We start from the raw sequence: 21,487 nt of genomic DNA, 5'->3' as shown, positions 1-21,487 counted from the left end.
CATCACGGATTGTTCGAGATATCTGGATCATTGGAGCCGACGATGGCTGAGATTGTTCTGTACCACCACTCGCAGGGCCTGACGGACGGGGTGAAGGCGTTCGCCGAGGAGTTGCGGCAGGCCGGGCACACCGTCCACGCGCCGGACCTGTACGAGGGCAACACCTACGCGACCATCGACGAGGGCATGGACTACGCCCGGGCGACGGGCTTCGGGAAGATCGCCGAGCGCGGCGTCGAGGCGGCGCAGGACCTGCCCGCGAACGTCGTGTACGCCGGTTTCTCGCTCGGCGTCGTGCCTGCCCAGCAGCTCACGCAGACGCGTCCGGGAGCTGTCGGCGGGTTGTTCTACTACTCGTGCCTGCCGGCTGAGGAGTTCGGCGCGTGGCCGGAGGGCGTGCCGGCGCAGGTGCACGCGATGGAGGAGGACCCGTTCTTCGCCGAGGAGGGCGGCGACATCGACGCCGCCCGCGCCCTGGTCGCCGCCAACAGCTCCGTCGAGCTGTTCCTGTACCCCGGCAAGGAGCACCTGTTCGCGGACTCGTCGCTCCCCGGCTACGACGAGCCCGCCGCCAAACTGCTGATGCAGCGCACGCTGGACTTCCTCGCTTAGCCGGCGACTGCCTCCGCCTCGACTGAAGGTGCCTCGGCAACTGCGCGGCGGGTGGGGATGAAGGAGGCGATCGCGAGGGCGGCCAGGGCGGCGCCGGCGCCGATGAGCAGGACGGTGCGGAAGCCGGTCTGCGAGGGCAGGGTGTAGCCGCCCAGGCTGATGGTCAGGTTGGCCAGGATCACGCCGGCGACAGCGCTGGAGACCGACGTCCCGATCGAGCGCATCAGGGTGTTGAAGCTGTTCGCGGCCGCGGTCTCCGAGACCGGTACGGCGGCCATGATCAGCGCCGGCATCGCGCCGTACGCCAGGCCGATGCCGGCGCCGATCAGCAGCGAGACCAGCACGAGCTCCCAGACCGACCCCATCAGCACGCTGCCGACGGCGTACCCGGCGGCGACCACGACCGCGCCGAGCATCAGTGTGACCTTGGGGCCGCGAGTCTTCGAGATCTTCGCCGAGAACGGCGCGGCGACCAGCATGACCAAGCCCGACGGACCCATCACCAGACCGGACGCGAGCATCGACTGTCCGAGCCCAAAACCAGTTGCCTTGGGCATCTGCAGCAGCTGCGGCAGGACCAGCGACATCGCGAACATCGCGAACCCGAACACCATCGACGCCAGGTTCGTCAGCAGCACCTGCGGGCGCGCGGTCGTCCGCAGGTCGACGAGCGGCTCGCTGGTACGGCGTTCCCACCAGCCCCAGGCGAGCAGCGCGACGACCGCGAGCGCAAACAGGCCGAGCGTCCGGCCGCCGGTCCAGCCCCAGCTCGCGCCCTGGGAGATTGCCAGCAGCAACGAAATCAGGCCGATCGACAGTCCGACGCCGCCGAGCAGGTCGAACCGGCCGCCGGAGCGGACGGACGACTCCGGGACGAACCGCAGGACCAGCCCGAACACGATCACGCCGAGGGCCGCCGACAGCCAGAACAGCGTGTGCCAGTTGAAGTTCTCGGCGAGCAACGCTGCCAGCGGCAGACCGAGTGCGCCGCCGACGCCGAGCGAGGCGCTCATCTGCGCGATCGCCGCACCCACCTTCTCGGCCGGCAGTTCGTCGCGCATGATGCTGATGCCCAGCGGGATCACGCCCGCGGCCAGGCCCTGCAACGCGCGGCCGGCGATCATCGGCACCAGCGAGCTGCTCAGCGCGGCAACGACCGAGCCGGCCACCAGCATGCCGATGCTGATCAGCAGCATCCGGCGCTTGCCGTACATGTCGCCGAGGCGGCCCATGATCGGGGTCGCGACCGCGGCCGCGAGCAGGGTCGCGGTGATCGCCCAGGCGGTCCCGGCGGCCGACGCGTTCAGCAGTCGCGGCAGCTCGGGAACCAGTGGGATCACCAGCGTCTGCATCAGCGCGACCGTGATACCGGCCGAGGCGAGCACCGGTACAACGGCACCGGCTCGCACGGTTGGAGCAGCGGACATCATCAGCCTCCGGGGCAGCGAAAGATAGTTGGTTTGTGCAACCATACGTTAAGTCAGGCAGTTGACTTAAACAAGTCCGCGAGGCAAGCTGGGAGGGGGACCACACGGAGGTGATGGTCGGTGACCGACGGTCACACAAGCTCGGGCGGTGATGCGGCGGATGATGATGTCGAAGACGGATCGGTCGGCGAGGGTGAACGCGACCCGGGACCTGATCCTCGCGACGGCCGAGCGGATGTTCGCCGAGCGCGGCGTCCACGAGGTGTCGAACCGCCAGATCAGCGAGGCGGCCGGCCAGGGCAACAACACCGCAGTCGGGTACCACTTCGGGACCAAGACCGACCTGGTCCGGGAGATCGTGCGTAAGCATGCGGGTCCGGTCGAGGAACGGCGTCGCGAGCTGATCGCGGAGCTCGGCGCGGATCCCGATGTCAGGGACTGGGTGACGGTGCTGGTCCGGTCGGCGACCGACCACATGAGCAGCCTGGGGCCGCCCAGCTGGCTCGCGCGGTTCAGTGCACAGCTGATGTACGACCCGTCGCTGCGTGAGATCCAGCTCCAGGAGTCGCTGAACTCGCCGACTTTGCAACGTGTCATCGAGGGGCTCGCCGAACATCTCGCGGAGCTTCCGCCGGCGGTTCGGATGGAGCGCGGTGACATGGCCCGGCACCTGATCATCCAGATGACCGCGGAGTTCGAGCGAGCCCAGGCGGAGGGTACGCCGACCGCGCGCGCGACCTGGCAGGAGATGGCCGACGGTCTGATCGACGGCATCGTCGGGCTGTTGACCGCACCGGTGAGTTCGTGAGTGTGCTCGTGGTGGGTGCCTCCGCGGCCGGTCTGACGACCGTGGAAACCCTGCGACGCAAGGGATATCGGGAACCGATCACGGTCCTCGGCGCCGAGTGGCACCCGCCGTACGACCGACCGCCGTTGTCCAAGCAGTTCCTCTGCGGCGAATGGGACGAGTCACGGACCCGCCTGCGTCCGGACACGATGCTGTCGGCCTTGGACGCCGAGTTCGTCCTAGGCGACTCCGCTGTATCCCTGGACGTCGACCGCAAGCTGGTCCAAACCGCCGCCGGCCGCAAGCTGACAGCCGACGCGGTCGTCATCGCGACCGGCCTGACCCCACGCCGCCTCCCCGTCGGGCTTGGCACGGGTGGGGGGATCGCCGGCGTGCACGTCCTTCGGACGCTCGATGATGCTGCTGCCCTCCGGGAGGGCCTCGCCGAGGCCTGCGGTCTGGTGGTTGTCGGGGATGGCGTGCTGGGGGCCGAGGTTGCCGCGACTGCTCGTAAGCTCGGCCTCGCGGTCACACTCGCCGGCCCTCAGGCCACGCCGTTGGAGGCTCAGCTCGGTCCTGTCGTCGGAGCAATGCTCGGCGAGTTGCACAGGTCCCACGGGGTCGAGCTTCGTCTGGGTGCTGCGGTGACAGCGTTGACCGAGGTGGATGGTCGCGTGAGCGGCGTACAACTGGCTGACGGCGACGTGTTGCCGGCGGATGTGGTTGTTGTCGCGCTGGGCGCCGTACCCGCGACGGACTGGTTGCGAGGAAGCGGGCTGCGGCTCGACAACGGGGTCGTGTGTGACGCGTATTGTCGGGCCGCCCACGGGATTTATGCCGCCGGTGACGTGGCCCGGTGGCAGCACGACGATTCCCTTGTGCGGTTGGAGAATCGCACCAACGCGACCGAACAGGCCATCTGCGTCGCGGCCAACATCCTCGGCGACGAGCAGCCCTACCGGCCGATCCCGTACTTCTGGACCGACCAGTTCGGCGTGAAGCTCCAGGTCCACGGCCGCCCGTCCGCCGACACCGAGGTGACCGTTGCTGAAGGCAACTTAGCCGACGGCCGCTTCGTCGCCCACTATCACCGCGACGGTCGCCTCGTCGCCGTGCTCGGCTGGAACCTGCCGAAACAGACCCGCCTGCACCGGGAGCTCCTGGTGTAACTCGAATACCTCTCTGGGGAAGGATTCGTATGACCACTCCGGTTTATCCGATGACCCGCGCCGAAGGCTGCCCGTTCGACCCTCCGCCGCAACTTCGTGAACTGCAGGAGGAAGCGCCGCTGGTCAAGGTTCAGATCTTCGACACGACCGCCTGGCTGGTCACCCGGTACGAGGACCAGCGCACGCTGCTCGCCGATCCGCGACTGAGCTCGGACGTCAACAGACCGGGCTACCCGAACACCGTCGCCCGGGCGATCCCGACCGGCGAGGACGCCGGGATCGGGTTCATCCTGATGGACGACCCGGAGCACGCGCGGCTGCGGCGGATGGTCACCGCGCCGTTCATGATCAAGCGGATCGAGGCGATGCGGCCGCAGGTGCAGGCGATCGTCGACGGGCTGGTCGACGACCTCCTCGCGGGTCCGAAGCCGGTCGACCTGGTCGAGGCCTTCGCGCTGCCGGTGCCGTCGCTGGTGATCTGCCGGCTGCTGGGCGTCCCGTACGACGACCACGAGTTCTTCCAGCAGAACAGCCGCATCCTGATCCGGACGACCGCGTCGGTCGAGGAGCGGACGCAGGCCCGGAACAACATCGGCCGCTACCTGAACGAGCTGATGGGCGAGAAGCTCGCGAACCCGCGGGACGACCTGCTGTCCGGTCTGGGGGAGCGGGTCAAGGCAGGCGAGCTGACCCGGCAGGACGCGGCCGGGATCGGCGTGCTGCTGCTGATCGCCGGGCACGAGACCACCGCGAACATGATTGCCCTCGGCACCCTTGCGTTGCTGGAGCATCCGGAGCAGCTGGCCGTACTGCGGGAGACCGACGACCCGAAGGTGGTCGCGGGCGCCGTCGAGGAACTCCTGCGGTACTTGAACATCACGCACAACGGCAGGCGTCGCGCGGTCCTCGAGGACATCGAGCTGCACGGGCAGGTGATCAAGGCCGGCGAGGGCGTGATCCTGCCGAACGACATCGCCAACCGGGATCCGTCGATGTTCTCCGACCCGGACACGCTGGACGTGCACCGGGACGCGCGGCGGCATGTCGCGTTCGGGTTCGGCGTACATCAATGCCTCGGGCAACCGTTGGCGCGGATGGAGCTGCAGGTCGTCTACAGCACGCTCTACCGCCGGATCCCGACGCTGCGCCGGGCCGTCGAGCTGGACGAGATCCCGTTCAAGCACGACGGCGCCGTGTACGGCGTCTACTCGCTCCCCGTGACCTGGTGCAGTTGACATTCTTAGGAGACAACCCATGAAGATCATCGTCGACCAGGACAAGTGTGTCGCCTCCGGCCAATGCGTCACCGCGGCCGCTGACGTCTTCGACCAACGCGACGAGGACGGCATCGTCGTACTCCTCACCGACAACCCGCCCGAGGACCTCGCCGCCGACGTCCACCAGGCCGCCGCCGTCTGCCCGGCGCTGGCCATCGTCATCGAGGACTGAGTCGCGCGTATCGTGCTGTAGATGATCAACGGAGCGCATGTGATCATCTACAGCACGGATGCCGAGGCGGATCGGGCGTTCTTTGCCGAGGTGCTGGAGTATCCGTCGGTGGATGCGGGAGCCGGGTGGCTGATCTTCAAGTTGCCGCCGGCCGAGGTGGCGGTGCATCCGGCCGAGGCCGGCTCGCACGAGTTGTTGTTGATGTGTGACGACCTCGAGCAGACAATGGGCGAGCTGAGCGGCCGCGGGGTGGAGTTCGAGGCGGTCGAACGGATGCGGTGGGGTGTGCTGACCGCGTTCCGGCTGCCCGGTGGCGGCCGGGTCGGGTTGTACGAGCCGCTGCATCCGCGGGCGAATGATCTCTGACTTCCGGATCGCGGTGCCGGACGCGGAGATTGCCGCGCTGCGGGAGCGGCTCCGGCAAACTCGTTGGCCTCGGCAACTACCTGGTGACGGGTGGGAGCGCGGCGTCCCGGTCGACTACCTGCAGCGGGTCGCGGAGCGCTGGGCGGCGTACGACTGGCGCAGCTGGGAAGCGCGGCTCAACGGGTATCCGCAGTACACGACCGAGATCGACGGGCAGACGATTCACTTCCTGCACGGGCGATCGCCGGAGCCGGACGCGTTGCCGCTGGTGCTGACACATGGCTGGCCTGGGTCGGTCGCCGAGTTCCTGGAGGTGCTCGGCCTGCTGACCGACCCGGCGGCGTACGGCGGGGATCCGCGCGACGCCTTTCACGTCGTTGCGCCGTCGGTGCCGGGGCACGGTTTCTCGCTGCCGTTGCAGGACGGCTGGAACCACCGGCGGATCGCGCGTGCCTGGGCGGAGTTGATGAGCCGGCTCGGATACGAGCGGTACGGCGCGCAAGGCGGCGACACGGGATCGGTCGTCTCACCGCTGCTCGGGCAGCTCGATCCCGAGCACGTGGTCGGCGTACATATCAACGGCGGGCTGGCGTTCCCGGAGGTCGAGCCGGGTGATGTGCAGACCGAGGTCGAGCGGGCGAGGTTGGCGGCGGCCGAGCGGTTGCGCGCGGTCGGGACCGGGTACGCCGACCTGCAGGGGACTCGGCCGCAGACGGTCTCGTACGGGTTGAGCGATTCGCCGGTCGGACAGCTGGCGTGGATTCTGGAGAAGTTCTGGGAGTGGACCGATCCGCAGCACGCACTGCCGGAGAACGCGGTCGACCTGGATCACCTGCTCACGGACGTGTCGATCTACTGGTTCACCAACAGCAGCGCGACGTCCGCCAACCTGTACTACGAGAATCGCCGTGCAACCGACGACATCCGGCCGAGCGTGCCGACCGGTGTCGCGGTCTTCCCGACGGATCCGGCGATCCGCCGGGTGCTAGACCGCCGGCACCACATCGTCCATTGGTCGGAATTCGGCCGTGGCGGGCACTTCGCGGCCCTCGAGGCGCCCGACCTGCTCGTCGACGACATCCGGGCGTTCTTCCGGCTGGTCCGGTAGGCGGGCCGGCGCGACGAACGTCAGCAGCGTGCCGTCGCGCTCGACGGTCGCGTCCGGCCAACGCCGGCGGACCATCCGGATCGAACGTTCGTTGGCCGCACTGACGACGAAGAGAAAATACTTCGCGCCGGATGCGATCGCGTCCGCGGCGGCGATCGCCAGCATCCGGATCCCGAGTCCGCGGCGCTGGTCGTCCTCGGCGATGACGGCCGCGAGTTCGGCCGTCGCCTCACCGGGCGCCCAGGCCCACATCGCGTGGCCGACGATCGTGTCCGCACGGGTTGCCACGAAGGCCGTGCCAGTGGGACACAGCAGCCGGAGCAGCAGCGCTGCGCGTGGCGGATTGCCGATCGCGGTCTGGAAGCGGAAGTAGCGGCTGAGGTCGGTCAGCCCCGACAGCATCCGGGCCAGCTCGTCCGCGTCGGGTTCGCCGGCGCGACGGACGAGTGGCGGTCTCGCCTGAGTCTGGTTCACGGATTCAGCGTTACCCGCTTGGCTGAGTCTGTCAAGCGGACTTATCATGAACCCATGAGTACGCTGGTCAATGAGCAGATGCCCGAGGCGATGAACTGGTCGACGGAGAACTGCACGATCTCCCGAGTGATGGAGATCCTCGGCGACAAGTGGACTTTTCACGTCCTCCGCGAGGTCTTCGTCGGTGTCCGCCGGTTCGAGGACATCCGCGCCCGGGCGGGTATTCCGCGGCAGGTTCTGACCGAGCGCCTCGCCGCACTGATCGAGCGCGGCCTGATCCGCCGCCATCCGTACCGGCTGCCCGGTCAGCGCGAGCGTTCGGAGTACCGGCTGACCGAGGCCGGGCTAGACCTCTACCCGGTGCTGGTGGCAATGATCCAGTGGGGCGACCAGTACCTACCGCTCGCCGCCGGCGCACCGATCGAGCCGCGCCACCGCGGCGACTGCGGCGAACGCGTCACTGTCACCATGCATTGCGAGGCCGGCCACGATCCGGCGCCCAGAGAGGTTGCCTTCCGCCCCGGCCCCGGCGCCCAGCGGCGTTAGGGCAAGCGTTCGATCGCCTGACGGATCAGGTTCTCGGTTTCGCGGGGCTGGGCGGCGGTGATCGAGACGGCGTCCATCGTCACGACGTAGGTGTCGAGTTCCTCGCGCTTGTCCAGGTAGACCGCGCTGGTCAGGTGCTCGATGTAGACGATGTCCGGAAGGTCCGCGTCGTTGAACCGGAGCAGGGTGAACGCGCCGCCGGTCGCGGTGTAACCGCCCTTGGCGAACGGGATGATCTGCAGCGTCACGTTGTGCCGCCGCGACGCGTCGATCAGGTGCTCGAGCTGGGCCTTGAGGATCGCCGGGCTGCCGATCGGACGTCGCAGTACGGCCTCGTCGATGACTGCCCACAACCGCGCGGGCCGTTGCCGCGTGAGCACATCCTGGCGGCTCATTCGCAACGAAACAAGGCGATCCTGCTCGGCCCGCGACACCGGGAGGTCCTGCCGGCCGAGCTGCACGACGGCCCGTGCGTACTCCGGTGTCTGCAGCAGTCCGGGGACGAACTGCAACTCGAACGTACGAATGAGATCCGCCGCCATCTCGAGCCCGAGATAGGAGTGGAACCACTGCGGCGTGAGGTCGTCGTACCGTTGCCACCAGCCCGGGCTGTTGGCCTCGCGGGCCAACGTCAGCAGGCGATCCCGCTCGTCCTCGTCCTCGACCTTGTAGAGCGTCAGCAGGTCGTCGACGTCGCGCACCTTGAATCCGACCCGGCCGAGCTCGAGCCGGCTGATCTTGGACTCCGAGCCGCGAATCGCCCAGCCGGCGTCGGTGCGGCTGATCTGGGCTTGTTCGCGCAGGCGACGCAGGTGTACGCCAAGCATGATGCGCAGGGCGGTCGGGCCGCCGTACGCCCCGGGCTCGGTCACCTCTGGCCTCCCAGCAGCAGTGATTCGGTGGTGCAGCAGTTGATCATTCCATAACGGATCGTGAACGTGTCCATACCGCACGCGCCGACACGGTGTGTTCAGTACGCCGGAGTCTCGGTAGAGTCTGTCGCACAGTCTTCCCGATCACTCTCTGCGAGGTTCACCGATGGTCGATGCCAAAAACGCACCAAGCTCGGTTCCGGTCGGCGTCGACACCAGCCGGGCCAGCATCGCCCGGGTGTACGACGCCTTCCTGGGCGGCAAGGACAACTTCGAGGTCGACCGCGAGGTACTGCGCGGGGTCCAGGCCGCGGCGCCGCAGGCCCAGGACCTCGCCTGGTCGAACCGGAACTTCCTGATCCGCTCCTGCCGGTTCCTGGCCGGTCAGGCCGGTATCACGCAATACCTCGACTGCGGGTCCGGTCTGCCGACGGCCGAGAACACCCACCAGGTCGTGCAGCGGATCCAGCCCGAGGCCAAGGTGCTCTACATCGACAACGACCCGGTGGTGCTCGCACACGGCCGCGCGCTGCTCGAGGAGAACGAGAACACGCTGTTCGTCAGCGCCGACATCTTCGATCCGGACGAGGTGCTGAGCAAGCCCGAGGTGCGTGACTTCCTCGACTTCAGCCAGCCGATCGCCGTGATGCAGGCCGGCACGCTGCACCACTACATCGGCACCGAGGGCGCGCGGATCATGCAGACGTACGTCGACGCGGTGGTGCCCGGGTCGTACACGGTGATCTCGCACTTCTACGACCCGGAGACTCCGGAGCACACCCAGGTCGCCCAGAAGATGGAGGAGAAGTTCATCCACAGCCCGATGGGCAGCGGTCGGTTCCGCACCCGCAAGGAGCTGATGGAGTTCTTCCCCGATCAGGAGCTCGTCGCCCCGGGTCTGGTGCTCTGCGACGACTGGTGGCCGGACGGCCCGCGGCTCAAGCCGCTGAACCAGGTCGAGGAGTGCATCGTCGGCGGGGTCGGCCGCAAGCTCTGAGTTGTGCAACGACGCCCGGGACCGCGGTGGTCCCGGGCGTCGTGCTTTTCAGAACGTCCAGCGCTGCGCCGCCGAATTGTTGCATGAGGCAACCGTTACGGGGTTGCCGAGGGCAGCTGGTGCGGTGAGGCAGAGACCTCCGGCGCGGATCGTCCCGTCGCCGGGCTGGGTCCATTGCTGGTTCGTGCCGCCGTGACAGCTGTAAAGGATCACGGCGCCGGCCTGGGTCGCGCTCGAGTCGAGACAGCTGAACTGGGCGTGGAACGTCTTGTTCTCCGCGTGCACCCAGTTCTGGTTGTCGCCACCGGTGCAGGTGTACAGCAGGATCGTCGTACCGTCCGAGCCGGAGACGTCCAGGCAGCCGCCGCTGCCGCGGATGTCGCCGGAGGCCGAGTTGCCGATGCCGTTCTCCTGGACGGCGGTCGATCCGTTGAGCGTGACCTGGCTGTCGGCCGCGCAGCCGGTGCTCTCCGAGCTGCCGGTGAAGTGCGCGGTGAGGCTGCCGCTGGTCGGCAGGTTCATCGTCAGCTTCGAGTACGGCTCGTCGTCGCAGGTCGCCTTGTCGTTGTTCCAGTCGAAGTACTCGGTCCAGCTCACCATTCCCGAGGTGCTGATCGTGTTGCCGGAACCGGTTTGCAGGCTGCCGAGTTTGAACGACGTACCGGCGGTGAGGTCGCGCACGGTCACGCCGTACCAGCCGCTGCCCTCGCTCGCGACGGCGAACGCGTAGGTGTGGCCTGCGGTCGGAGCTCGGTCGAGGCGGCAACTACCGCCGGTGCCGTCCTCCTGGAACTTGATGCAGTACGTGCCGGCATCGCCGACGCGCATGTCGGTGGAGTTCCAGAGCGAGTAGAGGAACATGCCGCCGCCGTCGCGGTGGGTCTGCATGCCCGTGTATCCGCCGACGTCACCGCCGGTGAAGTCGAACTGGTTGGACCAGTAGACGTTCGCGCGCCCGGGTGAGTTGTTGATCGTCATCCGGAACTCGGCCTGGGTGAGCGATGCGGTGTCGAACGTGTAGTTGACGTAGGTGCCGGGCGTGACACCGACCGCCGACGCGCTACCGGGGACGAGTGCGGCGGCGAGGCCGAGAAGGGCGCAGAGCAGTAAGGATTTGAGTCTCATCGGGGGTGTTACCTCCAAGCGAAGTGGGGCGGACTTCGGCCAGAGAGCTCTCTTCGACTGATGATGCGCAGACGTGCGCGGAGATGTCCAGAGGTGAGCAGTTAACGTTACACATGCTCGGAAACGAGCGTTGCGGCCGTGCCTTCCTCGAGGGCCTGGAAGATGTGCGGGAGGTCGCCGGGGTAGGCGATGTAGTCACCGGGGAAGAGCTCGATCGGGTCGTCGGTCGGACCGACGAGGGCCCGGCCGGAGCCCAGGACGACGTGCTCGACAACGCCGGGCATGTGCGGCTCGGACTTCCGGCCGGGGCCGGGCGAGGCGACGATGCGGTAGATGTCGCGGCGGGCGTTCGGCGGGCTGGAGGCGACCAGGGTGGCGCTGTAGTCGGCCTGGTCGGAGTAGATCGCGGGACCCTCGCCGGCGCGGATGATCTGGACCTTCGGGCGGGGTGGATCGAGGAGTGCCGCGAAGGGAGTGTCGAGCGCAACGGCCAATGCCCACAGGGTTTCCACGCTCGGGTTGCCGGTGCCGGACTCCAGTTGCGACAGCGTGGACTTCGCGACGCCGGCGCGTTTGGCGACCTCGGTCAGGGAGAGTCCGGTGCGGGCCCGGTGCCGGCGTAGGGACGCGGCGATCACGTCCAGTGGTGCCCTGTTGTCCATCGCGTGTTCGCTCCATCGGTCTACTTGTTCGGCTTGACGAACGGCGGTTTCGTTGTTCATCATAATGCCCATGCGTTCGATCTGGCGAACACTCGACCCGGGACTCGCCCGCGACATCGGCCTGGTCTGCCTGGCCGACGGCGTCGTGGGCCTTTCGTACGGCGCGATCAGCGTCGGCGGCGGGCTGCCGTTGTGGGTGCCGATCCTGCTCTCGATCGTGGTCTTCGCGGGTGCGTCGCAGTTCCTGTTCGTCGGGATCGTGGCGGCCGGCGGGAGTCCGATCGCGGCGATGATCGCGGGGCTGCTGGTGAACACCCGGCACATCCCGTTCGGTCTGGCGGTCAGCGATGTGATCGGCGGCGGGTGGCGGCGGTTCGCGGGCAGTCACGTGATGACGGACGAGAACGTCGCGTTCGCGATGGGACAGGACGAGGTGGAGCAGAAGCGGGCGGCGTACTGGGCCGGCGGCATCGGCATCTTCGTGTGCTGGAACATCGGGGTCGTGGTCGGTGGATTGGCCGGGTCGGTGATCACCGACACCGATGCGTTCGGCCTCGATGCGGCCTTCCCGGCCGTGCTGCTTGCGTTGGTGCTGCCATCGTTGCGGGATCGATCGACGCGGACGGCTGCTCTGGTGGGAGTCGTGGTCGCGTTGGCGACGACGCCGTTCTTGCCGGCTGGGCTGCCCGTGCTGTGTGCGCTGGTGGGACTGCTGTTCTATCGGGCGCCTAAGGGTGCGTTGGAGATGAGCCGATGAATACCCCGGTGCTGCTGGTGGGGATCCTGGTGCTTGCTGTGGGCACCTTTTCGCTCAGGTTCGCCGGACCCGCCTTGCGGAGCCGGTTCGAGGTGCCTGAGCGGGCGCAGCAGATGCTGGCGGTCGCGGCGATCGTGTTGCTGACGGCGCTGGTCGCCACGTCGGCGTTGATGGACGGCCACGGGCCGGCCGGCGTCGCGCGGCCGGCGGGTGTGCTGGTCGGAGGCGTACTCGCCTGGCGGAAGGCGCCGTTCGTCCTGGTGGTCGTGGCTGCCGCCGCAACCGCGGCCGGGCTCAGGTTGCTCGGCGTGCCGTAGGCGGCTGGCGCGTTGTCGCTCGTTGGTGGAGGCGGGGGACGATGGCGAGTTTGGTGGGTGGGTGGGCCTCGTGCGTGTGGTGGCCTCGGCTGGTCAGGCGGTCGATGATCATCTCGACGGCGCGTCTGCCGAGTGCGACCCGGTCCGGCGCGATCGCGCTGAGGCCGCTGGCCGGGTTGCTGGGCAGTCCGTCGTCGTACGACAGGATCGACACGTCCGTCGCTTGCAGGTGCTCCTGAGCGGCGACCGCGTCCTCGTCGGTGTGGACGAAGAGTGCGGTCGGATTCTCGGCGATGAAGACGTGTTCCAGCGCTTCGGTCAGCACGCGTGCCTGGTCGGAGGATCGTCGCAACCGGGTGATACCGAGCGTCACGTCCCGCGCTGGAGCGATGGTCTCGGCGTACGCCGATGCCGTTCGGAGCAAGGCGGGGGCGGTCGGGGTGTCGCGGATCAGGCAGTGGATCCGGCGGTGTCCGAGGGCGGCGAGGTGATCGAGCCCGAGGACCGCTCCGGCCTCGTGGTCGGTGAACACGTGGTCCACCGGCGAGCGGGCGGCGGCGACCGATGTCGCGGGGTCGAGGGCGCGGACCCAGCCAAGTTCCCACGGCCGCTCGATCAGCACGACCGGTACGTCGGTTCGGCACAGCTGCCCCCACGTGGCTGCGGGTAGATGCGGCGTGACGAGCAGCCCGTCGAGCTTCAGGCTGGTGATCCGCGCATACCGCGCTGCCGCCAGCTCGTCGGTGTAGTCGTAGTCCGCTTCCACCAACGTGCTGCCACTCGCGGCAGCTGCCTGTTCGGCGCCCGCGAGTACGGCGTCGAAGCAGTAGCCCCGCGTCGGAACCAGGATCCCCAGCCGTAGCTGGGCTTGTACGGGATCGCGGCGGCCTACCCCGACAGCGCCGCCATGCACGCGGGTCAGCCGTCCTGTCGTGGACAGCTCGTGGATGTCCCGCTGGATCGTCCGGACGCTGGCGCCCAGCGCGGTGGCGGCCTCGTGGGCGGACACCGAGCCGGTGCGCTCGATCCACTTGACCAGAAGCTCTCGACGCTGTGAGCCCAGAAGCTGCCTCATGCTCCCAGGACGATACGGGAGGACGTGTCGTCTTTTGTCCGAATCGGCGCGCCGCCGTCGACGGCCGTGGTGACCTTTCAGGATGAGACTGAAGCTCGCGGTGGCGTTGGTGGTGCTGCTCCTCACCTCGGCGCTGACCTGCGCCGGTGCGTCGGCAGCAGGGTCGTCGTACTACGTGGACTGTTCGGCGACGGCCGCGGGCGGTGGCAGCCAGGCGTCTCCGTGGAACTCTCTGGCGACTGTCAACGCGCATGCGTTCGCGGCCGGGGACCGGCTGCTCTTCGCCCGAGGCGTCTCCTGCGCGGGTCAACTGAAACCGACCGGATCGGGAACCGCCGCCGCACCGATCACGGTCGACGCGTACGGCGCCGGAAGCGCGCGCCCGGTCATCGCGGGCGGTGGCACGGTGTACGCCGCCGTACACCTCTACAACGTCCAGTACTGGGAGATCCGCAGCCTCGAGGTCACCAATCAGGGCACGTCCGCGGCCGAACGGAACGGGATCCTGGTCGAGCTCGCCGACTTCGGCACCGGCTCGCACTACGTGGTCGACAACGTCTACGTGCACGACGTCAACGGCGGCGACACGAAGAACAGCAACGGCATCCAGTTCCGCGTCAGCGGTACGACGACACCCACGCACTTCAACGGCGTGACCGTCGAGAACTCTGAGATCTACCACGTCGACCGCGAGGGCCTGACCACGTCGTCGAGCTGGGGCTGCCGGGCGATCTACGCCTGTACATCGGGTCCGGCGTGGACCGCGAACACCGGCATCGTCTTCCGGAACAATCTCATCCACGACATCGGGGGAGATGGGATCGTGCTGCGGATCGGGGCCGACGCGGTCGTCGAGCACAACACGGCGTACGACATCTGGATGCGGTCGGCCGGCAACAACGCGGGCATCTGGACCATCAACAGCGACCGGACCGTTGTCCAGTACAACGAGGTCTACCGGGTCCGGCGGCCGTGCTGCAACGACGGGATGGCGTTCGACTCCGACGGCGGGAACCGCGGCGTGATCTTCCAGTACAACTTCAGCCACGACAACGAGGGCGGATTCGTCTTGTTCTGCGGGTGTTCCAGCGGCTGGAGCACATCCGGGACGATCGTGCGCTACAACCTCTCGATCAACGACAAGTCCAGGATCCTGTACGCCGCGGGCGAGAGCGCCGCGCAGATCTACGGGAACACCTTCTATCTCCCGAGCGGATCGTCGACGAAGGTCATCGAGGACAACGGGTCGAGCTCCACCAAGGCGACCTGGACGAACAACGTCGTCTACAACCTCGGCAGTGGCGGCTACGACCAGGCTGCGAACTACGTGTTCCGAGGGAACCTCTACTACGGCAGTCATCCTGCAACCGAGCCGGCCGATCCGTACAAGTCGACCGCCGATCCGCTGCTCGTCGCGGCGGGCAGCACATCGCCGTCCGGATACCAGCTGGGGTCGGGCTCGCCGGCCTTGCGGACCGGGCTCAACCTCGCCGGCTCGAGTCCGAAGGACTACTTCGGCAACCCGGTTCCGGCGAACTGCAGGCCGGACATCGGCTTCCACCAGCGCTCGACGTTCGACGACGCTGCCTGTGCCGGGACGAGCCTGGTCCAGAACGGCGGCTTCGAATCCAGTACGTCGGGCTGGAGCACGACCTCGGGGCGCGCGTTCATCGCCACGGACACGGTGCACAGCGGGGCCGGCAGCCTCAAGCTCGGCCCGTCCCAGGCGAGCGCCGAGCAGGTCGTGACGGTGCAGCCCAACACGACGTACGTGCTGTCGGGCTGGGGGCGGGTCTCGGCGTACGACACGGAGCTGGTGATCGGCGCGAAGGCCTTCGGCGGTACGTCGGAGGTACGGGCGCCGGCGTTCGTCAACACCACGTGGCGCGGTGGGAGCGTCACGTTCACCACCGGCTCGAGTACGGCGACGGCGACGGTCTACTGCTTCACCCGGACGGGCGCGGGGTTCGGCTACTGCGACGATCTGACCGTCACGCGGCAGGCCCCATAAGGGGACCTGTAGCAGGTACCGTGCGGGCATGACCATGCAGCCCGGCCTGCCGATGCCAGCGCCGAAGAAGTCGGTTCTTCCGATGATCGCCATCGCCTGTTTCGTCGTCGGCGCGGTGCTGGTCGGGTTCTTCGTCTGGCGGATCGTGGTGACGGCGCCGCACACTCCGCAACCGATCGAGTCCGGGCGGGTCGAGCTGAAGGAGGAGGGGCTGACGATCTACTCGTCCGTCCCGGTGCTGACCCCGCCGTGCAAGGCGCAGGACGCGAACGGCAACGACGTACCGCTGAAGCGGGAGACCGGGTCGGAGACGATCACGATCAACGGCAACAGCTGGTACGTCGTGGCGCGGTCCGAGCATCCGGTGCCGGCCGGGGTCTACAGCATCTCGTGCACCGACGACGAGACCAGCGCGACGTACGCCGCCGGCCCGAAGTCGTCGATCGTCGCGTTCGTGCTGTCGATCCTCGGCGCGATCTTCTCGTTCCTGATCTTCGTCGGCCTCGGCATCGTCTTCCTGATCATCTGGGCCGTCCGCAAGTCGCGCCGCAACCGCCCGAACCAACCAGGTGCCCCCGGCAACTACCCGCCGCCGCCCGGTTATCCCCAGCCCAACTACCCGCAACAACCGAACCACACCTTCCCACCACCCCCGCCCTACAACCCGGGCCCGAACCCCGACCGCCCCCAGGACCGGTGACCGCGATGGATCTGGACTGGCCGGGGTGCCGGAATGTTCGGGATGTCGGTGGGTTGCCGACGGCCGATGGGCGCGTGGTGCGGGAAGGGGTGCTGATCCGGTCGGAGAGCCTGCAGTATCTGACCGACGAAGGTGTCGAGGTCGTACGGCGGGCCGGGGTGGGACGGATCCTCGATCTGCGCGGCGACGGCGAGGTGGCAGCGTTCCCGACGCCGTTCACCGGTACGCCGTTGGCCGTGCGGCAGGCGTTGCAGGATCCGGCGGATCCGGAGCACGGGCAGCCGACGATCGTCGAGGCGTGTACCTGGATGCTGGATCGGCGGCCCGAGCTGTTCGCGGCCGCGGTGAAGGCGATCGCGGACGAGGAGGACGGCGCGGTCGTCGTGCACTGCCACGGGGGTAAGGACCGCACCGGCATGGTCGTCGCGCTGGCGCTCAGCGTGGCCGGCGTACCGGAGGAAGAGATCGTGGCCGACTACTTCCTCACCCAGGAGCGGCTCGCGCCCTGGCTGGAGGAGCAGTTGGCCGAGGAGCCGGACACCTCGAAGCATCCGGAGCTGATCGAGTTCCGCGACACCCGGGCCGAGTCGATCGTCGCGATCCTGCGCCACCTCGACACGAAGTACGGCGGACCGCAGGCATACCTGCGGCACGGTGGTCTTACCGCCGGGGACCTCGCGAAACTGAGAGCCCGCTTAGTGTCCTGACCTGAGTCACGACCGGATTACACAGCGCAGTACATTGACGCAATGCCGACCGCCGCACAGACCGGGGCGACAAGCCCGGCCGAGCTGGCCGAACGCTACGGACTCTCCAAGAGCTCGATCCGCCCCCCGCTCAGCTCGTATCTCCGTGAGCTGTGGAGCCGTCGCCAGTTCGTCCTCAGTTACGCCACCGCACGCACCTACGCCATGTACGCCGGGGCGCGCCTCGGCTCGATCTGGCAGGTGCTGACGCCGCTGCTCAACGCCGGGGTGTACTACCTCGCCTTCGGCGTCCTGCTCGGCACCAAGAACGGGATCGACAACTACGTCGCGTTCCTGCTCAGCGGGATCTTCGTCTTCACGTTCACGCAGCGCTGCATGACCGAGGGCTCGCGCTCCCTGGCGCTGAACCTGTCGCTGATCCGCACGCTGCACTTCCCGCGCGCGACCCTCCCGCTCGCCTACGTGCTGAACGAGCTGAACCAGATGCTGGTCTCGCTCGCGATCCTGTTCGTGGTCGTCGGGTTCACCGACGGGCCGGCCTGGCGCTGGTTCCTGGTCGTGCCGGCGATGGTGCTGCAGATGATGTTCAACATCGGCATCACGCTGGTGTTCGCGCGGATCGGGACGTTCGTCACCGACATCAGCCAGCTGCTGCCGTTCATCACCCGCACCTGGCTGTACGCGTCCGGGATCTTCTTCTCGCTGCCGTACAAGTTGGAGCAGCTGCACGCTCCCGCCTGGGTGGTGCAGGTGCTCGCGTTCAACCCGATCTCGGCGTACATCGACATCGTCCGGCGATCGCTGCTGCAGGAGCACAAGCAGAACGAGCTGCCGCACGCCTGGACGATCGCGATCATCTGGTCGTTCGTGATGCTGGTCGCCGGGTTCGTCTACTTCTGGCGGGCGGAGGACCGTTATGGCCGGGGCTGAACCGACGGTCATCGCCGACCGGCTCGACATCATCTACAAGGTGATCGCCGGCCAGGGCGGCAAGGGTACGGCGGCGACCGCGCTCCGGCGGATCCTGAAACGGCAGGACCGGCCGACGATCCGCGAGGTCCACGCGGTCAAGAGCGTCACCTTCACCGCGAACAAGGGCGACGCGATCGGCGTGATCGGCCGCAACGGCTCCGGCAAGTCGACGCTGCTGCGCGCGATCGCCGGCCTGCTGCCGCCCGCGGCCGGCGCCGTCTACACCGGCGGGCAGCCGTCGCTGCTGGGCGTGAACGCGGCGATGATGAACGACCTCACCGGCGAGCGCAACGTGGTCCTCGGTTGCCTCGCGATGGGCATGTCCCCGGCCGAGGTGCAGCGCCGGTACGACGACATCGTGGAGTTCTCCGGGATCGGCGACTTCATCGACCTGCCGATGTCGACGTACTCCTCCGGGATGTCGGCGCGGCTGAAGTTCGCGATCGCGTCCGCGAAGACGCACGACATCCTGCTCGTCGACGAGGCGCTGGCCACCGGCGACGCCGAGTTCCGGGTCCGGTCCGAGCGCAAGATCAAGGAGCTCCGCGACCAGGCCGGCACGGTCTTCCTGGTCAGCCACAGCCTCGACGTGGTCCAGGAGACCTGCAACCGCGCGATCTGGCTGGACGCCGGCGTACTGCGCCTCGACGGCTCCGTGAAAGAGGTCATCGACGCCTACATCGCGTCGACCCGCGCCGGCTAGACGGCCTTCGGCTGCTCGCGGAGGCCGATCAGGAAGCCGAGGCCCCACGAGACATGCATGGTCGCGCAGACCAGCGGCATCCAGAAGAGGGCCTTCCAGGGCAGATACCGGCCTTCCATCGCGGAGCCGAAGATCAGCAGCAGGGCGTAGCCCAGCGGCGCGATGAAGCCGAGGTCGAGCCAGCTGACGCCGGTGGCCAGGCCGACGATGCCGAGGATCGTGCCGACGGCCAGCAGGATCACGGCGACCGGGGGTGCCAGATAGCGCTTGTTGGCGGTCTCCGGGTGCCGGCGGATGACCTCGCGGCGCCACTGACCGGTGTGGAAGAACTGCTTGGCCACCGCGGACAGCGACGAGCGCGGCCGGTAGGTGACGGAGAGGTCCGGGGTGAACCAGATCAGCCCGCCGGTCTTGCGGATCCGGTAGTTGAGCTCCCAGTCCTGGGCCCGGTGCATGGTCTCGTCGAAGCCGCCCACCCGCTCCAGCGCGGCCCGCCGGAACACGCCGAGGTATACGGTGTCGGCCGGTCCGGCCTTGCCGCCCTGGTGGAACGTGGAGGCGCCGAGTCCCAGCCGGGAGCGATACGCGCAGGCGACCGCCATCTCCGTGGGGGTCCGGCCCTCGGCCGCCATCACGCCGCCGACGTTGTCCGCGCCGCTCTCCTCCAGCACCTCGACCGCGCGGGTGATGTAGCCGTCGGTGAGCGCGCCGTGCCCGTCGACCCGGACCAGGATGTCGTGCTTGGCGTGGGCGATACCGACGTTCAGCGCGGCCGGGGTCTTACCGGTCGGGTTCGGCACGATGGTGATCCGGTGGTCCTTCTCGGCCAGCTTGTCCGCGATCTCCTGGGTCCGGTCCTTGCTCGGGCCGATCGCGAGGACGACCTCCAGCACACCGGGGTAGTCCTGCTCGAGCACGCGGCCGACCGCCTCCTCGAGATGGCGTTCCTCGTTCAGCACGGGCATCACGACGGATACGGGTGGCCAGTGGGACAGCGGCATATCAGGTCAGGCCTTACAGATCGATGCGACGTCGTCGACGCCGGTGGCGGGTGTGGTCGGTGAAGTAGTCGGCTTCTTGGTGGTACTGGTCGTCGGCTTCTTCGTCGTGCTGGTCGTACTACGCGGAGTGGTCGAAGTCTTACCGTCTCCTCCTGAGCCGCCCTTGTCCAGCGATTCGGACCTGGCGATCGCCTCGGCGACCTTCGTCCGGATCAGCGCGAAGTCCGGGTCGCCGGTGTGGATCAACGGCGGGACCGCGGAGAAGCTTGACACCGGGAGCTTCTTCGCGTCCAGCGCGAGATCGGTGAAGGTGCCCAGTTCACCGGCCGGAATATCGGTCTTGACCACCTGTTTGCTGGCCGACGCGATGCCCTGGAACTTGGTCAGCACCGTCGACGGCGAGAGCTGGTTCAGCATCGCCGACATCACGCACTTCTGCCGGGTCATCCGGTCGTAGTCCGACGACTCGGCCCGGGACCGGGCGAACCACAGCGCGTGGTAACCGTCCAGGTGCACGTTCTTGCCGGGCTCGATGTAGCCCTTGATCGGGGAGCTGCCGCCGCCGATCGGGACCCGCTTGCCGATGTCAAGCGTGATCCCGCCGACCGCGTTGAGCAGGTCGCGGAACCCGGCCAGGTCGATCAGCACGAAGTAGTTGATCTTCAGCCCGGTGACGGCCTCGATCGCCTGTGTGGTGGCGGTTTCGCCCGGGTTCGGGTCGCCGGGGAACAGGGCCTTGTGGTTGGCGGCGTACGTGTAGACCGCGTTGAGCAGGCACTCCGCGGCGCACTTGTTCCACTTGAAGCCGTCGGGGAACTGCTTGGCCATCGCCGTACCGGCGGGGAACGGGACCTTGGCCAGGTTCCGGGGGAGGCCGATCAGGACGGTCCGGCCGGTGTCGGCGTCGATGCTGGCCACGGTCATGCTGTCCGGGCGGGTGCCGATCCGGTCCGCGCCGGAGTCGCCGCCCATCATCAGCACGTTGTAGCGGCCCTTCTCGGCCTTCGAGGACTTCCCGCTGCCGAACACGCTGGCGACGAAGTCGCGCTGGGTGTTCACGATCACACTCGCGTAGACCAGGGCGCCGACGACGACGAAGATCAGCACGCCGTCGAGGATGCTCGTGATCAGCCGGTGATTGCGCTCCAGCGTCAGCGGCTGCGAGATCCGGTACGCGTCGATGAACAGCGCCGCCCAGCCGACCGCGAGCACGATCAGGATGATCTGCACCAGCCGCAGCGTCCCCGGCCGGGCCAGGAAGTTGATCGTCCCCGAGCGCCAGATCAGGCCGAGCACGACCAGGAACACGATGATCGCGATCAGGCCGAAGACCACCCGCCAGGCCCAGCGGCCGGCGCGGCGGCTGCCCGCGACGATCTGCGCCGATCCGGGCAGGATCAACGTCATCAACAGCAGTGTCAGCGCCCGCTTGAACCGGACCGGCTCGCGGAGATTGCGCAGGTCTGGCTTCTCCTGCGGCATGACGTCCTTCCGTTCTCCAACCGGTCTGATTCCGACCGTACCTTGTCCCTCACTGTCGCTTTGGTATGACGTGCCGCAGTGTGCGCTGGTTCGGGCGGAGGCGGATCCGGAGACGAAGAGTAGCAGCCTCTTCACACAGCGCAGGAAAACCCGTGCAGTCACCCTGCT

At 67.9% G+C, this 21,487-nt stretch carries 23 protein-coding genes and 1 pseudogene; 16 read left to right on the top strand and 8 right to left on the bottom strand.

The features are described 5' to 3' along the window. The first annotated feature begins 42 nt into the window (after window positions 1-42). Window positions 43-612 carry a dienelactone hydrolase family protein gene (locus tag ABT313_RS04840; protein WP_350848716.1) on the top strand — a complete coding sequence of 190 codons (570 nt, stop codon included), beginning with the start codon at window positions 43-45 and terminating at the stop codon, window positions 610-612. On the opposite strand, the gene ABT313_RS04835 is transcribed toward ABT313_RS04840, so the two are convergent. Next, window positions 609-2,039 carry an MFS transporter gene (locus tag ABT313_RS04835; protein ID WP_350848714.1) on the bottom strand — a complete coding sequence of 477 codons (1,431 nt, stop codon included), beginning with the start codon at window positions 2,037-2,039 and terminating at the stop codon, window positions 609-611. The genes ABT313_RS04840 and ABT313_RS04835 overlap by 4 nt on opposite strands. A gap of 151 nt (window positions 2,040-2,190) precedes the next feature. Between ABT313_RS04835 and ABT313_RS04830 the strand changes: the two genes are divergently transcribed. From ABT313_RS04830 to ABT313_RS04805, 6 genes are read left to right on the top strand one after another with little or no spacing between them, the layout of a single operon-like run. After that, window positions 2,191-2,847, top strand: a complete 657-nt coding sequence (locus ABT313_RS04830) for a TetR/AcrR family transcriptional regulator (RefSeq protein WP_350849853.1) — start codon at window positions 2,191-2,193, stop codon at window positions 2,845-2,847. Continuing rightward, window positions 2,844-3,995 (top strand): NAD(P)/FAD-dependent oxidoreductase, encoded by a 1,152-nt coding sequence (locus tag ABT313_RS04825; protein ID WP_350848712.1) that lies wholly within the window; start codon window positions 2,844-2,846, stop codon window positions 3,993-3,995. Before ABT313_RS04830 ends, ABT313_RS04825 begins: the two co-directional genes overlap by 4 nt. 29 nt (window positions 3,996-4,024) lie before the next feature. Then, complete coding sequence (locus ABT313_RS04820; protein ID WP_350848710.1) at window positions 4,025-5,230, top strand: cytochrome P450; 1,206 nt, start codon at window positions 4,025-4,027, stop codon at window positions 5,228-5,230. Window positions 5,231-5,249: 19 nt separating this feature from the next. Further along, window positions 5,250-5,444: a ferredoxin gene (locus ABT313_RS04815; RefSeq protein ID WP_350848708.1), complete on the top strand. Its 195-nt coding sequence runs from the start codon at window positions 5,250-5,252 to the stop codon at window positions 5,442-5,444. A 21-nt stretch (window positions 5,445-5,465) separates the two neighbouring features. Further along, the gene (locus ABT313_RS04810; protein WP_350848706.1) at window positions 5,466-5,810 is read left to right on the top strand and encodes a VOC family protein; all 345 of its coding nucleotides are present in this window, start codon (window positions 5,466-5,468) and stop codon (window positions 5,808-5,810) included. Then, the gene (locus tag ABT313_RS04805; RefSeq protein ID WP_350848705.1) at window positions 5,800-6,918 is read left to right on the top strand and encodes an epoxide hydrolase family protein; all 1,119 of its coding nucleotides are present in this window, start codon (window positions 5,800-5,802) and stop codon (window positions 6,916-6,918) included. The genes ABT313_RS04810 and ABT313_RS04805 overlap by 11 nt, the downstream gene beginning before the upstream one ends. Window positions 6,919-6,996: 78 nt before the next feature. Here the strand turns inward: ABT313_RS04805 and ABT313_RS04800 are convergent. After that, window positions 6,997-7,320 (bottom strand): annotated as a pseudogene (locus ABT313_RS04800) (GNAT family N-acetyltransferase); the annotation flags it as partial. A gap of 126 nt (window positions 7,321-7,446) precedes the next feature. Here ABT313_RS04800 and ABT313_RS04795 point away from each other — a divergent pair. After that, the gene (locus ABT313_RS04795; protein ID WP_350848703.1) at window positions 7,447-7,938 is read left to right on the top strand and encodes a winged helix-turn-helix transcriptional regulator; all 492 of its coding nucleotides are present in this window, start codon (window positions 7,447-7,449) and stop codon (window positions 7,936-7,938) included. On the opposite strand, the gene ABT313_RS04790 is transcribed toward ABT313_RS04795, so the two are convergent. Next, window positions 7,935-8,810, bottom strand: coding sequence for a Sco1979 family transcriptional regulator (locus tag ABT313_RS04790; protein ID WP_350848700.1), 876 nt, complete (start codon window positions 8,808-8,810; stop codon window positions 7,935-7,937). The two genes, ABT313_RS04795 and ABT313_RS04790, sit on opposite strands and share 4 nt — an antisense overlap. Window positions 8,811-8,976: 166 nt before the next feature. Between ABT313_RS04790 and ABT313_RS04785 the strand changes: the two genes are divergently transcribed. After that, a complete protein-coding gene (locus ABT313_RS04785; protein ID WP_350848698.1) occupies window positions 8,977-9,807 on the top strand; it encodes an SAM-dependent methyltransferase in 831 nt (276 codons plus the stop codon). A 48-nt stretch (window positions 9,808-9,855) separates the two neighbouring features. Here the strand turns inward: ABT313_RS04785 and ABT313_RS04780 are convergent, their stop codons facing one another. Both ABT313_RS04780 and ABT313_RS04775 read right to left on the bottom strand, forming a co-directional pair. Further along, window positions 9,856-10,932: a ricin-type beta-trefoil lectin domain protein gene (locus ABT313_RS04780; RefSeq protein ID WP_350848696.1), complete on the bottom strand. Its 1,077-nt coding sequence runs from the start codon at window positions 10,930-10,932 to the stop codon at window positions 9,856-9,858. A gap of 107 nt (window positions 10,933-11,039) precedes the next feature. Continuing rightward, on the bottom strand, window positions 11,040-11,594 hold the full coding sequence (locus tag ABT313_RS04775; RefSeq protein ID WP_134105201.1) for a helix-turn-helix domain-containing protein: 555 nt from the start codon (window positions 11,592-11,594) through the stop codon (window positions 11,040-11,042). A gap of 70 nt (window positions 11,595-11,664) precedes the next feature. Here ABT313_RS04775 and ABT313_RS04770 point away from each other — a divergent pair, with 70 nt between their 5' ends. Continuing rightward, window positions 11,665-12,351: an AzlC family ABC transporter permease gene (locus ABT313_RS04770; protein WP_350848694.1), complete on the top strand. Its 687-nt coding sequence runs from the start codon at window positions 11,665-11,667 to the stop codon at window positions 12,349-12,351. Then, window positions 12,348-12,668: an AzlD domain-containing protein gene (locus ABT313_RS04765; RefSeq protein ID WP_350848692.1), complete on the top strand. Its 321-nt coding sequence runs from the start codon at window positions 12,348-12,350 to the stop codon at window positions 12,666-12,668. Before ABT313_RS04770 ends, ABT313_RS04765 begins: the two co-directional genes overlap by 4 nt. Here the strand turns inward: ABT313_RS04765 and ABT313_RS04760 are convergent. Continuing rightward, window positions 12,646-13,743: a substrate-binding domain-containing protein gene (locus tag ABT313_RS04760; protein ID WP_350848690.1), complete on the bottom strand. Its 1,098-nt coding sequence runs from the start codon at window positions 13,741-13,743 to the stop codon at window positions 12,646-12,648. The genes ABT313_RS04765 and ABT313_RS04760 overlap by 23 nt on opposite strands. 82 nt (window positions 13,744-13,825) lie before the next feature. Between ABT313_RS04760 and ABT313_RS04755 the strand changes: the two genes are divergently transcribed. From ABT313_RS04755 to ABT313_RS04735, 5 genes are read left to right on the top strand one after another with little or no spacing between them, the layout of a single operon-like run. Beyond that, window positions 13,826-15,754 (top strand): right-handed parallel beta-helix repeat-containing protein, encoded by a 1,929-nt coding sequence (locus ABT313_RS04755; protein WP_350848687.1) that lies wholly within the window; start codon window positions 13,826-13,828, stop codon window positions 15,752-15,754. A gap of 28 nt (window positions 15,755-15,782) precedes the next feature. Continuing rightward, a complete protein-coding gene (locus ABT313_RS04750) occupies window positions 15,783-16,454 on the top strand; it encodes a hypothetical protein (protein ID WP_350848685.1) in 672 nt (223 codons plus the stop codon). A 5-nt stretch (window positions 16,455-16,459) separates the two neighbouring features. Next, complete coding sequence (locus tag ABT313_RS04745) at window positions 16,460-17,161, top strand: tyrosine-protein phosphatase (RefSeq protein WP_350848683.1); 702 nt, start codon at window positions 16,460-16,462, stop codon at window positions 17,159-17,161. Window positions 17,162-17,203: 42 nt separating this feature from the next. Then, entirely contained in the window at window positions 17,204-18,091 is an 888-nt protein-coding gene (locus tag ABT313_RS04740) for an ABC transporter permease (protein WP_350848682.1), read from the top strand. Beyond that, window positions 18,078-18,836 carry an ABC transporter ATP-binding protein gene (locus ABT313_RS04735; RefSeq protein WP_350848680.1) on the top strand — a complete coding sequence of 253 codons (759 nt, stop codon included), beginning with the start codon at window positions 18,078-18,080 and terminating at the stop codon, window positions 18,834-18,836. Before ABT313_RS04740 ends, ABT313_RS04735 begins: the two co-directional genes overlap by 14 nt. Here the strand turns inward: ABT313_RS04735 and ABT313_RS04730 are convergent. Beyond that, a complete protein-coding gene (locus tag ABT313_RS04730; protein ID WP_502883932.1) occupies window positions 18,833-19,837 on the bottom strand; it encodes a glycosyltransferase family 2 protein in 1,005 nt (334 codons plus the stop codon). The genes ABT313_RS04735 and ABT313_RS04730 overlap by 4 nt on opposite strands. Before the next feature lie 6 nt (window positions 19,838-19,843). Then, window positions 19,844-21,319 carry an LCP family protein gene (locus ABT313_RS04725; RefSeq protein WP_350848678.1) on the bottom strand — a complete coding sequence of 492 codons (1,476 nt, stop codon included), beginning with the start codon at window positions 21,317-21,319 and terminating at the stop codon, window positions 19,844-19,846. Window positions 21,320-21,487: the final 168 nt, after the last annotated feature.

Source organism: Kribbella sp. NPDC000426, assembly GCF_040300265.1.
Taxonomy (GTDB): domain Bacteria; phylum Actinomycetota; class Actinomycetes; order Propionibacteriales; family Kribbellaceae; genus Kribbella.
The sequence above is the reverse complement of the archived record's forward strand: the minus strand, read 5'-3'. Positions and strand labels throughout refer to the sequence as shown.